The organism is Kribbella orskensis (assembly GCF_004342085.1).
In the GTDB taxonomy this organism is placed as follows: Bacteria; Actinomycetota; Actinomycetes; order Propionibacteriales; family Kribbellaceae; genus Kribbella; species Kribbella orskensis.
Map to the genome: position 1 here is coordinate 380,448 of NZ_SLWM01000003.1, position 12,736 is coordinate 393,183.

The following is a 12,736-nucleotide window of genomic DNA, read 5'->3' on the forward strand; positions in this document are numbered from 1 at the left end:
ATGGGTTTCGAGCCGTCCGCCAGGGCGCAGGAGTTGATCGGCAAGGTCGACGAGTTCATCCGGACCGAGATCGAACCGGTCGAGGCCGAGCTGCACGCGGCCACTCGCGCCGCGGCCGACCCCTGGCAGCCGCAGCCCGCCTTCAAGGAGCTGCAGGCGAAGGCTCGCAAGCAGGGCCTCTGGAACCTCTTCCTCCCGCCTCCCGAGCCCGGCAACGAGAGCTACGGCGAGGGCCTGAGCAACCTCGACTACGCCCCGATCGCGGAGCTCACCGGCCGCTCCTTCCTCGCGCCGTACGTGTTCAACTGCAACGCCCCCGACACCGGCAACATGGAGGTCCTGCTCCGCTACGGCTCGGCCGAGCAGAAGAAGCAGTGGCTCGAACCGCTCCTCGACGGCGCGATCCGCTCGGCGTTCTGCATGACAGAGCCCGACGTCGCGTCGTCCGACGCCACCAACATGGCCGCCACCGCGACCGTGGAGGGCGACGAGGTGGTCATCAACGGCCGCAAGTGGTGGAGCACCGGTATCGGTCACCCCGACTGCGAACTGCTGATCTTCATGGGCCTCACCGATCCCGACGCCCACCGGTACGCCCGCCACACGATGGTCCTCGTGCCGCGTGACACCCGCGGCGTGAAGGTCGAGCGCCTCCTCCCCGCGATGAACAGGTACGACGAACCGCACGGCCACGGCGAGGTGTCCTTCACCGACGTCCGGGTGCCCGTGGCCAACATCCTGGTCGGGCCGGGTGGCGCCTTCGAGATCGCGCAGGGCCGGCTCGGACCGGGCCGGGTGCACCACTGCATGCGGCTGATCGGCCTCGCGGAGAAGTCGCTCGAGCTCGCGCTCCAGCGCGGTACCAGCAGGACTGCGTTCGGCAAGCCACTGGTCAACCTCGGCGGCAACCGCGAGCGGATCGCCGATGCCCGGATCGCGATCAACCAGGCCCGCCTGCTGGTGCTGCAGACCGCGTATCTGCTGGACACCCAGGGCCTCGCGGGCGCGCTGAGCGAGGTCAGCCAGATCAAGGTGGCGGTACCGCGGATGGCGCAGGACGTCATCGACATGGCGATCCAGTTGCACGGCGGTGGCGGGCTGTCCGACGACTACCCGCTGGCCGCGGCGTGGACGAGTGCCCGGGCGCTGCGGCTGGCCGACGGGCCGGACGAGGTGCATCGTGGAGTGGTCGCCAGGATCGAGCTGGCGAAATATCAGCCGAAGGAGTCGAAGTGAGCAGGGTTCTCGTCACCGGCGGGGCCAGCGGACTCGGCGCCGCCCTGGTCGCCCGCTTCGTTGCTGATGGCCACCAGGTGCTCTGCACCGACCTCGCGGCCGAGTCACCCGCAACCGGCGGAGCGCAGTACCGGCAGTTGAACGTGCGGGATGCGAGCGACTGGGAAGCGGCGGTCGCCTGGTGTGAGGAGAACTGGGGTGGGCTCGACATCCTGGTGAACAACGCCGGCATCGCCACCGGCGGCCGGATCGACGTCGAGTCGCTGGACGAGTGGGACCGGGTCGTCGACATCAACCTGATGGGTGTGGTCCGCGGCTGCCGGGCGTTCACGCCGCTGTTCAAGAAGCAGCGCTCCGGGCACATCGTCAACACCGCCTCCGCGGCCGGTCTGGTGCATCCGCCGATGATGAGCTCGTACAACACGGTCAAGGCGGGCGTCGTCGCACTGTCCGAGACGCTCTCGCACGAACTCCACCCGTACGGCGTGACGGTGTCCGTCGTGTGCCCGTCGTTTTTCCGGACCAACCTGGCGGACTCGATCCAGGGCGACGACGCCGAGATGGGCGCGACCGCGCGCCGGCTGATCGAAAAGTCTCCCCGTACTGCGGACGACGTCGCCGCGGGCGTGGTCGCCGGGATCAAGAAGAAGCAGTTCCTGATCATCCCTGACCGGCCGGCCTTGCTCGCCTGGCGAACCAAGCGCTTCGCCCGCCCGCTGTACGACCGCCAGATGCGCAAGATCGCCGCCCGGGCCAGGGAGCGCGCTGAGACCCAGGTGCCGTCAACCGGAGAGCGGTGATGGCGGTAGAGCAGAGTGCGGTGCCAGGTGCCCGGGAGGTTCGGGACGAGGACTCCTTCGACGTGGCGGCGGTCGACACCTGGCTGCGGGTGCAGACAACGCTGCCCAAGGGATTGCCGGTGGTTCGGCAGTTCTCCGGCGGTGCCTCCAACCTGACGTACCTGCTGCGCTACCCCGGGCATGACCTGATCCTGCGCCGGCCGCCGGTGGGGACGAAGGCGAAGGGGGCGCACGACATGGGGCGGGAGTTCCGGATCCAGCAGGGGCTCGCGCCGGTGTTCCCCTACGTGCCGAAGATGGTTGCTCACTGCAACGACGAGGCGGTGCTCGGGTCCGAGTTCTACGTGATGGAGCGGATCGCCGGCACCATCCCGCGGCGCTCCGAACTCGGCGTAGACCTGACCCCGGAGCAGACCCGGCAGCTCTGCCACACCCTGATCGACACGTTGGTGGATCTGCACCAGGTGGATCCGGCCGCCGCCGGGCTGGCGGATCTCGGTCGCGGCGAGGGGTACGTCGAGCGCCAGGTGGCCGGCTGGTCCGGGCGGTACCGCAAGGCCAAGACGTGGAACGTGCCGAGCTACGAGCGGGTGATGGCCTGGCTCGAGGCGAACCGCCCGGCCGACGTACGGATCTGCGTGATCCACAACGACTTCCGGCTCGACAACGTGGTGCTCGCGCCGGACGACCCGCTGCGGGTGGTCGGTGTGCTCGACTGGGAGTTGGCGACGCTCGGGGATCCCCTGATGGATCTGGGCAGCGCGCTCGCGTACTGGGTTCAGGCGGACGACGACTGGGCGTTCCGGCGGTTCCGCCTGCAGCCGTCCGACGTACCGGGGATGGTCAGCCGGGACGAGATCGTCCGCTACTACTGCGAGAAGTCCGGCCTCGAGCCGGCGAACTGGGCGTTCTACGAGGTGTTCGGGCTGTTCCGGCTCGCGGTGATCGCCCAGCAGATCTACTACCGCTACCACCACAAGCAGACCCGGAACCCGCGGTTCAAGAACCTCTGGGTGCCGGTCAACCTGCTGGAGCGGCGCTGCCGCCGGATCATGGGCAGCTGAGTGCCGACCATCTACCTGATCCGGCACGCGCAGGCGTCGTTCGGGCGCAGCGACTACGACCGGCTCTCGCCGCAGGGCGAGCAGCAGTCCGTCCGGCTGGGCGAGGCACTCGCGGCGCGCGGGGTGAAGCCCGATCTCGTCGTCTCCGGGGCGATGCGCAGGCACGCGCGGACCGCGGAGCTCGCCCTGCAGACCGCCGGCCTCACCAACCCGGTGGACGTCGACGAGGGGTTCAACGAGTTCGACCACGACCAGGTGATCGTCGCGCACAAGCCGGCCTACAAACGCCGCGCGGTACTGCTCGCCGACCTGGCCCGGACCGGTCAGCCGGCGCGTGCGTTCCAGGAGATGTTCGGCGCCGCGACCGAGCGCTGGACCCGCAGCGACGGCGACGGTTACACCGAGTCCTTCCAGACGTTCTGCCGCCGCTCGGAGGACGCGGTACGACGTACTGCGGATCGGCTGGGCAAGGGGGAGACCGCGGTCGTGTTCACCTCGGGTGGACCGATCGCGGCGGCGGTCAGCCGGATGCTCACCGGCACCGACGACCTGTGGTTGCGGCTGAACCCGGTGACCGTCAACACCGCTGTCACCACGGTCGTCTCGGGGCGCAGCGGGCTGACGCTGATCAGCTTCAACGAGCACGCGCACCTCGACGGCACCGACATGCTCTCCTACCGATAAGGCGGTCCGATGCGACGCAACATCCTGATCACCGGGGCGAGCTCGGGACTCGGTGCGGAGATGGCCCGCCAGTTCGGGGCTCTCGGCCACAACCTGGTGCTGACCGCGCGCCGGGAGGACCGGCTGAAGACTCTGCAGGAAGAGCTGACCGCCAAGCATCCCGCGATCAGCGTGATCCTGCACCGGCTCGACGTGACCGACCACGAGCAGGTGTTCGAGGTGTTCCGGGCCGCGGAGGCCGAGTTGGACGGCGGGCTCGACCGGATCATCGTGAACGCCGGCATCGGCAAGGGCGCGCCGCTCGGCAGCGGCCGGTTCGACGCGAACCGCGAGACCGCGATGACGAACTTCGTCGCCGCGCTGGCGCAGGCCGAGGCGGCAATGGAGCTGTTCCGGGCCAAGAACGCCGGGCACCTGGTGATCATCTCGTCGGTCGCCGCGCTGCGGGGTCTGCCGAAGACGGTGACCACGTACGCCGCCACCAAGGCCGCCGTGGCGACGTTGGCGGAGGGTCTGCAGCTGGAACTGCTGGGCAAGCCGATCACCGTGAGCGCGATCTACCCGGGCTACATCCGGTCGGAACTGAACGAGAAGGTGACCAGCGCGCCGTTCATGGTGGACACCGTCAAGGGCGTTCGTGCGATCGTGAAGGCGATCGAGGCGGAGAAGGCGAAGGCCTACGTGCCGCCGTGGCCGTGGGTGCCGATGGCAAGGTTCCTGAAGTACGCGCCGTTGCCGTTGCTGAAGAGGATGATCTGATGCGCTGGGGTCTGACCGTTCCGCTGACCGGGGTACCGCTGCGGGACCATCGTCCGCTGGTGTCCGAGCTGGCTTCGCTGGGCTACACCGATCTGTGGTCGGCCGAGGTGGCCGGCGCCGATGCCTTCACGCCGTTGGTGCTGGCGTCCGAATGGGACGACCGGTTGCGCCTGGGGACGGCCGTGGTGCCGGTGCACACTCGCGGGCCGGCTGCGCTGGCGATGAGTGCGGCGGCGTTGGCCGAGCTGGCGCCAGGGCGGTTCGTCCTCGGCATCGGGGCTTCCTCGGAGACGATCGTGACCGGCTGGAACGGCATCGCCTACGACCCGCCGCTCGCCCGCACCCGCGACGTACTGCGCTTCCTGCGGCAGGCGTTCGCCGGGGAGAAGGTGGACGGGGAGTTCGACAGCTTCACGATCAACCGGTTCCGGCTGGAGAAGGCACCGGACATCCCGCCTGCGATCATGCTCGCGGCGCTCCGGCCCCAGATGCTGCGACTGGCCGCGCGGGAGGCGGACGGCGCGATCACCAACTGGCTGTCCGCCGACGACGTGCGGCAGGTTCGCGCCGAACTCGGTGCCGACAAGGAACTCGCGGCGCGGATCTTCGTCTGCGTCACCGAGGACGCGGAGATGGCCCGCAACATCGGTCGCTTCCTGATCGCCACCTACCTGACCGTCCCGGGCTACGCGGCCTTCCACGACTGGCTCGGGCGCGGCGAGGCGATGAAAGAGATGCGCGACGCCTGGGCAGCCGGGGATCGCAACGCGGCGATGGCCGCGGTACCGGTCTCCGTCATCGACGATCTCGTCGTCCACGGCACCGCCGCGGACTGCCGCGCGCAGATCAATCGCTACGTGGAGAACGGCCTCGACACCCCGATCATCGCCGCGCTTCCCACTGGTACAGATCTCTTGGACACGGCCAGGGCCCTCGCTCCCTGAGGATCAGGACTGTTCCTCGCAGAGCGCGCGGACGGCCTCCAACTCCGCTTCGACGATGGCCAGCTGCTCCGCGACCGCGTCGTCGGCCACTTCCGCGGGGAACATCAGCGTGAACTGGTACTCACTGCCCGCGCCGTTCGGCAGCACGCGGGTGAACACACCCTGGTTCTCGGCGGTCAGCAGGTCGACGGTGCCGTGGTCACGCGAGGTGCGCACGGTGAGGCGGGTTTCGCCCTGGTCGTTCTCGAGAATCCAGTCGTCACCCTCCACGCGAACGGCACGGGCGACCCCCGGAGCCCAGCGCGGCAGGGCGGCGGGATCGGTCACCAACTCGAAGACGGCTCGTGGTGACGCGGCGATCGAGATGGACCGGGTTCGGGCAGTCAACAACGAATTAGTAGGCATCTGCTGATGATATGCGTCTGCATATCATTTCTCAAGTCCTATCATCCGAGGCATGGAACGCGAGGATCTGGGATCGCTGTTCGGGCGGATCACCCGGCGGCTCATCGCTGCCGAAGGCCCGCTGCTGGACGGTCACGGACTCTCGATGTGGGGCTACAGCGTGCTGTCACAGCTGGCTCGGCAACCCGGGGTCAACCAGCTGACCCTCGCCACCGCGATCGGGTACGACAAGTCCCGGTTGATCGCGCTGCTCGACGTACTCGAGCGAGACGGCTTGATCGTCCGCGAGCCCGACCCGGCCGACCGCCGGAATCGCCAGGTCCGGTTGACCGCCGCGGGTCAGGGGCGGCACACCGCAGTACAGGCCGACATCCGCGCGATGGAAGACGACCTGCTCGGCGAACTGACCGCTGCCGAACGGCGCTCACTGATCAGCATGCTGGGCCGCCTCGCCAACGGGTGACCAGGCTGTTCCTTGCCCTCGGCATCGACCTGGTGATCAGCGCGAGGTTCATCCCCCGTACGTCGGAACGCGTCGGCGAGTGCGCGGCGGTCAGCTGAGGCGGTGTTCTTCCAGCCAGGTGGTGGCTCGGCGTTTGGAGGCTCGGGCGAGCCAGGCGTCTTGGATCACTTCGGTCAGTTCCTGGCGGGTCAGTTCGCCGAGGTGGCTGGCTCGGACCAGGACGGACGGGTGGCCGTTGAAGTGTGGGGTGGTGAAGAACGGGTTCGAGTCGTCCGACACGAGGGCGAGCTTGTCGTCGGCGGAGGGCACCCAGATCACGATGACGTCGTCGTACCGCTCGCCGGTGTCTGGGTCGAAGGCGTCCGGCCGCGGCGTACGGAAGAAGACGAAGGACTTGCCGCCGACCTGGTAGACGGGGTTCTCCGCACCGCCCTGCTCGACGGTGACGTGGGGCATCCCCAGCGCCACCTCGTGCACGTCCGCGACGCGCGCCTTCCGGGTCCGACCGGCCATTGCCGCAGTCTAGTGTCCCGTAAGGGATATAACTTGACGCTATCGGCGCCCAGGTCAAGCCTTGTCGGGCGGGAACGGGCGGCTCGGCAGGTGGATGGTGAAGGTGGAGCCATGGGTGAGCTTGCTGGTGACGGTGATGGTTCCGTGGTGCGCCTCGACCAGGTGCTTGGTGATCGCTAGGCCCAGCCCGCTGCCACCGGTCGTCCGGCTGCGGGAATGCTCGGCTCGGTAGAACCGGTCGAACAGGTGGGGGAGATGCTCCGCGGCGATCCCGGTCCCGTTGTCCACGACCGTCAGGTTGTAGCCGTCACCTGCCCGCCGTACGCCGACCACCACCTTCCCGCCCGACGGGGTGAACCGGATGGCGTTGGACACCAGATTCCCCAGCGCCTGGCGGACGCGGGCGTTGTCCACCACGGCAGGCGCCGGCCCGTTCACCTCGGCGATCAAGCTGACTTCGGCTGCTTCGGCGGCCGGCCGATGAGCCGAGACCACCTGCTGCGCCAGCTCGGAGAGATCCCGCAGTTCGGGATGCACCCGGAGCTTCCCGGCATCGGCAAGGGCGAGATCCTGCAGATCCACGACCAGGCGCTCGAGTAGCCCAGCCTCCTCCAGCAACGAGCTCACCAAAGCCTGGTCGAGCGCGACCACGCCGTCCTCGGACGCGACCAGGTAACCCTTGATGTTGGCGAGCGGTGTCCTCAGCTCATGGGCGACATCGCTGACCATCGCCTTGCGCTGGTGGTCGTGATGCTGGATCGACTCCGCCATCGCGTTGAACGCGTGCCCGAGCCGAGCTACTTCGTCCTTGCCGGCCACCGGTACCCGGGTGGCGTGGTCCCCGTTCGTCATCCGCTGGGCGGCACCCGTCAGCGCCAGGATCGGCCGGACCAGGCGCCGCCCCGCGAACACCATCACCAGCGCCGCGATGAGGAGCACGCCGAGCGCGGTGGCCGCAGTACGGAGGAGTCCTTCGCCGGAGAAGACGTTGAACGCGTTCTTGGCTCCGAGGTAGAGCCGCGCCTCCGGAGCGACGTACGGCGCGAGCGCGTCCGAGCGTGCCTTCGAGGTGCACTCGATCATGGTCTGGGAGAACGGCTGGTCGGTGTTCGCCGGCACCACTGTCTGCAGGCCCGGGAGCTTGTAGGAGCTGAGGGAGAAGGGCTCCCCGGCTGCCTTCAGGCAGGAGACAGCACGCCGTACCTCGTCCTGGTTGATCATCAACGCCTTGGCACTCGGGGCGTTCAGCTCGGCCGGCATGCACTCGTCGTCGACCGGGGCGGCACCGACCTTCATCACCTGCGTGACGGCCACACCGTCGACGGACCCCCCGGATTCGACGATCACCTGCGGGCCTTCGCCGCCGCCCTTGGAGACCGTCGCGGTGGTGCCCTTGGACTGGTAGCAGGCGACCGCCTGGTCCGCCAGCCGGTCCCGCTCACGGCGCTCCTGGTCGGTCAGCCCCCAGCTCGGGGACATCAGGTACGGCGCGCTCATCATCACCCTTGCCTCGGCCTTGCCAGGCGGCATCCGGGTGGCGATCGCCGCGGACGCCTTGGTGAAGAGCGCGTTGCCCTCGTTGCGCACGTCGATCGTTGCGGCCGGCATCGAGGGGAGCTCGGGACCGGCGCCGAGCATCCGGGCGGAATCGGCGATCACCGTGCCGTCGGGCTCGGTCACCGCGATCCGCCGGCCGGTCTCGTCGGCCAGCTGCTTGACCACCTTGTCCACCCCGGACCAGGTCGGGTGCTCACCGGCGTACTCGTTCAGCCGGCTGTAGATCTCCCCGTCGGTCTGCAGCTGGGACGCGTTCTCGGCGATCTCGCCCTGGAGCTTCTCCGAGGTGCTGTAGGTGGCGATCACCGCGGTCGCGATGACGGCGCCGAGGGCGACCGCGAGGGACAGCCCGAGGAACCGGAGCAGGACGCTACGACGCATCCGAGGTCACCACCTTGTCGGCGAGCTTGTAGCCCACCCCGTACACGGTTTTCAGGTACGCCGGGCTGGCGGGTGCCGGCTCGATCTTCTTGCGCAGGTTCATCACGTGCACGTCGATCGTCCGGTCGAACACGTAGTGGTCGAACCCGAAGGCATGCTCGAGCAGTTGCTGCCGGGAGAACGCCCGCCCGGGGGACGCGGCCAGGCAGGCGAGGATCTTGAACTCCGCCGGCGTGACCTCGACGAGTTCGTCCTCCAGCCGTACTTCGTGCCGGACCGGGTCGATCTCAAGCCCGCCGACCCGGTACACCTCGCCCTCGGAGCGACTCCGGGTGCGACGCAGTACGGTCCGGACCCGGGCGACGAGCTCGCGCGGGTTGTACGGCTTGGTCAGGTAGTCGTCCGCGCCCAGGTCGAGCCCGAGCAGCAGGTCGTCCTCGGTGGACCGGGCGGTCAGCATGATGATCGGGACATCCCCGCCACCCGCGCTGTCGGCCCGCAGTACGCGGCAGACGTCGAGGCCGTCGACCTTCGGCATCATCACGTCGAGCACCAGCAGGTCGGGGCTGCGCCGGCGGGCCTCGTCGATGGCGGCCCGGCCGTCGTGCACCACGACGGTCAGATGGCCCTCTCGCTCGAGATAGCGCCGGATCAGCTCCGCCTGCTTCCGGTCGTCTTCGGCGACGAGGATCCGGGCTGGCATGCAACGACCATGACTGATCTTCATGAGATTTCGATGAAGATCAGCTGAGAGCATCGGGTGCTGATCGGTCTTTCACAGGTTCTTGACAGCCCCGCCGCCAGGCTCCCACCCATGAAAACCACACGGAAAGCACCAGTGCCCCGCGTTGGACACCATTCGGCGCGGGCGGCACTTGCTCTGGTCGCCGTGCTGGCGCTGGCCGGCTGCGGTGGGACCAACGACCCGGGTGCCTCGGGCAACGACGACCAGGGCGAGAAGAGCCCGCTCGCGGAGTACATGGGTGACGGGTTCATGAGCAGCTCCGGCGGCGGGATGCGGGTCGCGATCCGGGCCGGCGGCGGGCGGGGCTCGTCCGAGGAGGAGCTGGCCAAGCAGCGCAAGGTGGAGGACGGCACCGCCGCCTGTATGAAGGCGGCCGGGTTCGAGTACGTCGCGGTGCCGCCGGAGTCGAACCCCAAGTCCAAGTTCGACGACGCGTTCAACCTGCCGCCGGACAAGTTCGCCGAGCAGTACGGCTATGGCATCAGCACGATCGACTGGTCCAAGCCGGGCGGCGAGGACGACACCAACCCCAACACCAAGATCCGCAACGCGCTGTCCGCGACCGCCAAGAAGGCCTACGACAAGGCGCTGAACGGGCCGAACGCGACCGGCGACGGCAACGTGATCGCGGTGCCGGCGGACGGCAAGAGCAACAGCACCGGCCCGACCGACATGGGCTGCCGGGGCAAGGCGGTCGAGCAGGTCTACGGCAAACGCGACAAGCTGGCCGACTTCAGCAAGTACGAGTCGCTGTTCAAGGATCTCGAGGCGCTGCGGAAGCGGATCGAGTCCGACCAGCGCGTGGTCGACGCCACCTCGGCCTGGGCCGACTGTCTGGCTGATGCCGGGCACGCCGGGTTCAAGAAGACCGACGAGCCGCGCGAGAAGGTCAGCCAGAAGCTCGACGAGCTGACCGGCAACGACAACGGCAGCCCTACCGGCGGGGCGACGCCCAAGAAAGGCAAGGTGACCGCGGTCGGCCCGCCGTCGTTCGACAAGGTCGACGCGCAGAAGCTGGCGGACCTGCGCAAGTTCGAGATCGAGCTGGCCAAGGCGGACCAGGGCTGCAAGGCGAAGGTGTACGACGAGTCGTACAAGAAGGCGCAGTACGAGCAGGAGACGGAGTTCGTCGCCTCGCACAAGGCCGAGCTCGAGGCCTACCGCGACGGAATGGCTGAACGGTGACCGCTTCGCCCAAGTCGCGCCGGCGCGTGCTGGTCGGGGTCTCCGCGGTGGCGACGTTCTCGCTCGGCGTGGGTGTCGCCGCCGGCAGCCGGCTGATGTCACCGGAGGACGCGGCCGCCAAGACCGCGCCGCCGAAGGCCTCCCAGATCACTGTGCCGGTGGAGAAGAAGGCGCTGTCCAGCAAGGTCGTCGCGCGCGGGGACACCTCGTTCGACGGAGCGGTGAATGTCCGGGTCGAGACGAGCGGCCTGCAGACCCCGGCCGTAGTGACGGGCAAGGTGCCGAAGGTCGGCTCCACCATCCAGGCGGGCAAGGCGCTGCTGGAGATCGCCGGGCGTCCGGTGATCGGCCTGCCCGGCGTTCTGCCGATGTACCGCACGCTCACCCCGGGCTCCAAGGGGCCGGACGTGCTCCAGCTCGAGCAGACCCTGGACAAGCTGGGGTTCGACCCGGGCACCGTCGACACGAAGTACGACAGCAGTACTGCGCGGGCGGTCGAGGAGCTCTACGAGTCGGCCGGGTACGAGGCGCCTGAGCCGGACGAGCAGCTCAAGCAGGCGGTGGAAGGCGCGGACAAGAATGTCGACGCGATGAAGAACCAGCTCCGCCAGGCGCAGGCGGCGCTCAAGCAGGCCAAGGCAGGCCCGGGCAAGGGCGACACCTCGGTCCAGCAGGGCGCGGTCGACGACGCGGAGGAGAACCTGGACGACGCCCAGGAGGCGCTCGCCGAAGCCGAGTTCAAGGCCGGTACGCCGCTGCCCGTGTCGGAGGTCGTCTTCGTGAAGACGCTGCCGCGCCGGGTGGACGACGTGAAGGTCGAGCGCGGCGGCACGGTGAACGGCGTGGTGATGTCGGTCAGCGGCGCCTCGCTCGTGGTCACCGTCAAGGTGGACGCGGCGACGAAGGAACGGCTGAAGGTCGGCATGCCGGCCAGCTTCGACCTCGGCGACGGCAGCCTCATCGCCGCCACGGTCCGCCGGATCACCCGGAACGCGGACCAGTTCGACGTGGTGGTCGCGCCGAAGACCCTCACCGCGACCCAGCTGGAACGCCTGCGCGAAGCGAATGTCCGGGTCACCATCCCGGTGAAGAGCACCAACGGCAAGGTCCTCGCCGTCCCACTCGCCGCGTTGTCAGCGGGCTCCGACGGCGGCTCCCGAGTCGAGGTACTGCGGGACGGCAAGGTCGAGCTGATCCCGGTCACGGTCGGGCTCTCCGCGGACGGCTACGCCCAGGTCACCGCGTCGGGCGACGCCACACTGACCGAGGGCGACCAAGTGGTGGTCGGCCGATGAGCGCCACGGCAGTCGCCTTGCCGGCGCCGGTGGTAGAGATGATCGGCGTCCGGCGGTTCTTCCCCGGACCACCCGAGGTGCAGGCGATCCGGGAGGTCGACCTGACCGTCGGGCAGGGCGAGTACCTCTCGATCGTCGGCCCGTCCGGCTCCGGCAAGTCGACCCTGCTGCATCTGCTCGGGCTGCTCGACAACCCGACCGGCGGTGTCTACCGCCTCGACGGCGTCGACACCCTCAGCCTGCGCGAACGACGTCGCGCGGTACTGCGGGGCGAGCGGATCGGGTTCGTCTTCCAGTCGTTCCACCTGCTCGATCACCGCACGGTGCTGGAGAACGTCGCCCTCTCGATGGTGTACGTCGGAGTGCCGCGGCGCGAGCGGATCGCCCGAGCTCGGGTAGCCCTCGAACGGGTCGGGCTGGCGCATCGGATGGACTTCGCGCCGACCACGCTCTCCGGTGGTGAGCGTCAACGGGTGGCGATCGCCCGGGCACTGGTGGCCGAGCCGAGCCTGCTGCTCGCGGACGAACCCACCGGCAACCTCGACAGTGCCAATGCGGAGGCGATCCTCGAAGTGTTCGACGAGTTGCACCACGAGGGCATGACGCTCGCCGTCATCACCCACGACGACAACGTCAGCCGCCGGGCGCAGCGCCAGGTCCGCATCGTCGACGGGACCCTCCAGTGGTGACCCCTCCAGCAGGCCC

At 68.9% G+C, this 12,736-nt stretch carries 14 protein-coding genes; 10 read left to right on the top strand and 4 right to left on the bottom strand.

The genetic code is table 11. The features are described 5' to 3' along the window. From EV644_RS10695 to EV644_RS10720, 6 genes are read left to right on the top strand one after another with little or no spacing between them, the layout of a single operon-like run. The gene (locus EV644_RS10695) at nucleotides 1-1,236 is read left to right on the top strand and encodes an acyl-CoA dehydrogenase family protein (RefSeq protein WP_132189900.1); all 1,236 of its coding nucleotides are present in this window, start codon (nucleotides 1-3) and stop codon (nucleotides 1,234-1,236) included. Further along, on the top strand, nucleotides 1,233-2,036 hold the full coding sequence (locus EV644_RS10700) for an SDR family oxidoreductase (RefSeq protein WP_132189899.1): 804 nt from the start codon (nucleotides 1,233-1,235) through the stop codon (nucleotides 2,034-2,036). The genes EV644_RS10695 and EV644_RS10700 overlap by 4 nt, the downstream gene beginning before the upstream one ends. Continuing rightward, nucleotides 2,036-3,100, top strand: a complete 1,065-nt coding sequence (locus EV644_RS10705; protein WP_132189898.1) for a phosphotransferase family protein — start codon at nucleotides 2,036-2,038, stop codon at nucleotides 3,098-3,100. Before EV644_RS10700 ends, EV644_RS10705 begins: the two co-directional genes overlap by 1 nt. After that, entirely contained in the window at nucleotides 3,101-3,784 is a 684-nt protein-coding gene (locus tag EV644_RS10710; RefSeq protein WP_132189897.1) for a histidine phosphatase family protein, read from the top strand. Between the two features lie 9 nt (nucleotides 3,785-3,793). Beyond that, nucleotides 3,794-4,543, top strand: coding sequence for an SDR family oxidoreductase (locus EV644_RS10715; protein ID WP_132189896.1), 750 nt, complete (start codon nucleotides 3,794-3,796; stop codon nucleotides 4,541-4,543). Next, entirely contained in the window at nucleotides 4,543-5,487 is a 945-nt protein-coding gene (locus EV644_RS10720) for an LLM class F420-dependent oxidoreductase (RefSeq protein WP_132189895.1), read from the top strand. The genes EV644_RS10715 and EV644_RS10720 overlap by 1 nt, the downstream gene beginning before the upstream one ends. A gap of 3 nt (nucleotides 5,488-5,490) precedes the next feature. On the opposite strand, the gene EV644_RS10725 is transcribed toward EV644_RS10720, so the two are convergent. Continuing rightward, nucleotides 5,491-5,892, bottom strand: coding sequence for an SRPBCC family protein (locus EV644_RS10725; protein WP_132189894.1), 402 nt, complete (start codon nucleotides 5,890-5,892; stop codon nucleotides 5,491-5,493). A gap of 52 nt (nucleotides 5,893-5,944) precedes the next feature. On the opposite strand from EV644_RS10725, the gene EV644_RS10730 reads away from it, so the two are divergent. Further along, nucleotides 5,945-6,355, top strand: a complete 411-nt coding sequence (locus EV644_RS10730; protein WP_132189893.1) for a MarR family winged helix-turn-helix transcriptional regulator — start codon at nucleotides 5,945-5,947, stop codon at nucleotides 6,353-6,355. Nucleotides 6,356-6,445: 90 nt separating this feature from the next. On the opposite strand, the gene EV644_RS10735 is transcribed toward EV644_RS10730, so the two are convergent. From EV644_RS10735 to EV644_RS10745, 3 genes are read right to left on the bottom strand one after another with little or no spacing between them, the layout of a single operon-like run. Further along, complete coding sequence (locus EV644_RS10735) at nucleotides 6,446-6,868, bottom strand: MmcQ/YjbR family DNA-binding protein (protein WP_132189892.1); 423 nt, start codon at nucleotides 6,866-6,868, stop codon at nucleotides 6,446-6,448. Between the two features lie 54 nt (nucleotides 6,869-6,922). Next, the gene (locus EV644_RS10740) at nucleotides 6,923-8,806 is read right to left on the bottom strand and encodes a sensor histidine kinase (RefSeq protein ID WP_132189891.1); all 1,884 of its coding nucleotides are present in this window, start codon (nucleotides 8,804-8,806) and stop codon (nucleotides 6,923-6,925) included. After that, a complete protein-coding gene (locus tag EV644_RS10745; protein WP_132189890.1) occupies nucleotides 8,796-9,509 on the bottom strand; it encodes a response regulator transcription factor in 714 nt (237 codons plus the stop codon). Before EV644_RS10745 ends, EV644_RS10740 begins: the two co-directional genes overlap by 11 nt. 111 nt (nucleotides 9,510-9,620) lie before the next feature. Here EV644_RS10745 and EV644_RS10750 point away from each other — a divergent pair, with 111 nt between their 5' ends. From EV644_RS10750 to EV644_RS10760, 3 genes are read left to right on the top strand one after another with little or no spacing between them, the layout of a single operon-like run. Continuing rightward, nucleotides 9,621-10,736 carry a hypothetical protein gene (locus tag EV644_RS10750; protein WP_132189889.1) on the top strand — a complete coding sequence of 372 codons (1,116 nt, stop codon included), beginning with the start codon at nucleotides 9,621-9,623 and terminating at the stop codon, nucleotides 10,734-10,736. Next, nucleotides 10,733-12,031, top strand: a complete 1,299-nt coding sequence (locus tag EV644_RS10755) for a peptidoglycan-binding protein (protein ID WP_132189888.1) — start codon at nucleotides 10,733-10,735, stop codon at nucleotides 12,029-12,031. Before EV644_RS10750 ends, EV644_RS10755 begins: the two co-directional genes overlap by 4 nt. Further along, nucleotides 12,028-12,720: an ABC transporter ATP-binding protein gene (locus EV644_RS10760; RefSeq protein WP_132189887.1), complete on the top strand. Its 693-nt coding sequence runs from the start codon at nucleotides 12,028-12,030 to the stop codon at nucleotides 12,718-12,720. The genes EV644_RS10755 and EV644_RS10760 overlap by 4 nt, the downstream gene beginning before the upstream one ends. Nucleotides 12,721-12,736: the final 16 nt, after the last annotated feature.

What these genes read in the sequence shown, in the direction of transcription:
- EV644_RS10695 (WP_132189900.1), top strand. Translation starts at nt 1, where the DNA reads ATGGGTTTCGAGCCGTCCGCCAGGGCGCAGGAGTTGATCGGCAAGGTC.
- EV644_RS10705 (WP_132189898.1), top strand. Translation starts at nt 2,036, where the DNA reads ATGGCGGTAGAGCAGAGTGCGGTGCCAGGTGCCCGGGAGGTTCGGGAC.
- EV644_RS10715 (WP_132189896.1), top strand. Translation starts at nt 3,794, where the DNA reads ATGCGACGCAACATCCTGATCACCGGGGCGAGCTCGGGACTCGGTGCG.
- EV644_RS10720 (WP_132189895.1), top strand. Translation starts at nt 4,543, where the DNA reads ATGCGCTGGGGTCTGACCGTTCCGCTGACCGGGGTACCGCTGCGGGAC.
- EV644_RS10725 (WP_132189894.1), bottom strand. Translation starts at nt 5,892, where the DNA reads ATGCCTACTAATTCGTTGTTGACTGCCCGAACCCGGTCCATCTCGATC.
- EV644_RS10730 (WP_132189893.1), top strand. Translation starts at nt 5,945, where the DNA reads ATGGAACGCGAGGATCTGGGATCGCTGTTCGGGCGGATCACCCGGCGG.
- EV644_RS10735 (WP_132189892.1), bottom strand. Translation starts at nt 6,868, where the DNA reads ATGGCCGGTCGGACCCGGAAGGCGCGCGTCGCGGACGTGCACGAGGTG.
- EV644_RS10740 (WP_132189891.1), bottom strand. Translation starts at nt 8,806, where the DNA reads ATGCGTCGTAGCGTCCTGCTCCGGTTCCTCGGGCTGTCCCTCGCGGTC.
- EV644_RS10745 (WP_132189890.1), bottom strand. Translation starts at nt 9,509, where the DNA reads ATGCCAGCCCGGATCCTCGTCGCCGAAGACGACCGGAAGCAGGCGGAG.
- EV644_RS10750 (WP_132189889.1), top strand. Translation starts at nt 9,621, where the DNA reads ATGAAAACCACACGGAAAGCACCAGTGCCCCGCGTTGGACACCATTCG.
- EV644_RS10760 (WP_132189887.1), top strand. Translation starts at nt 12,028, where the DNA reads ATGAGCGCCACGGCAGTCGCCTTGCCGGCGCCGGTGGTAGAGATGATC.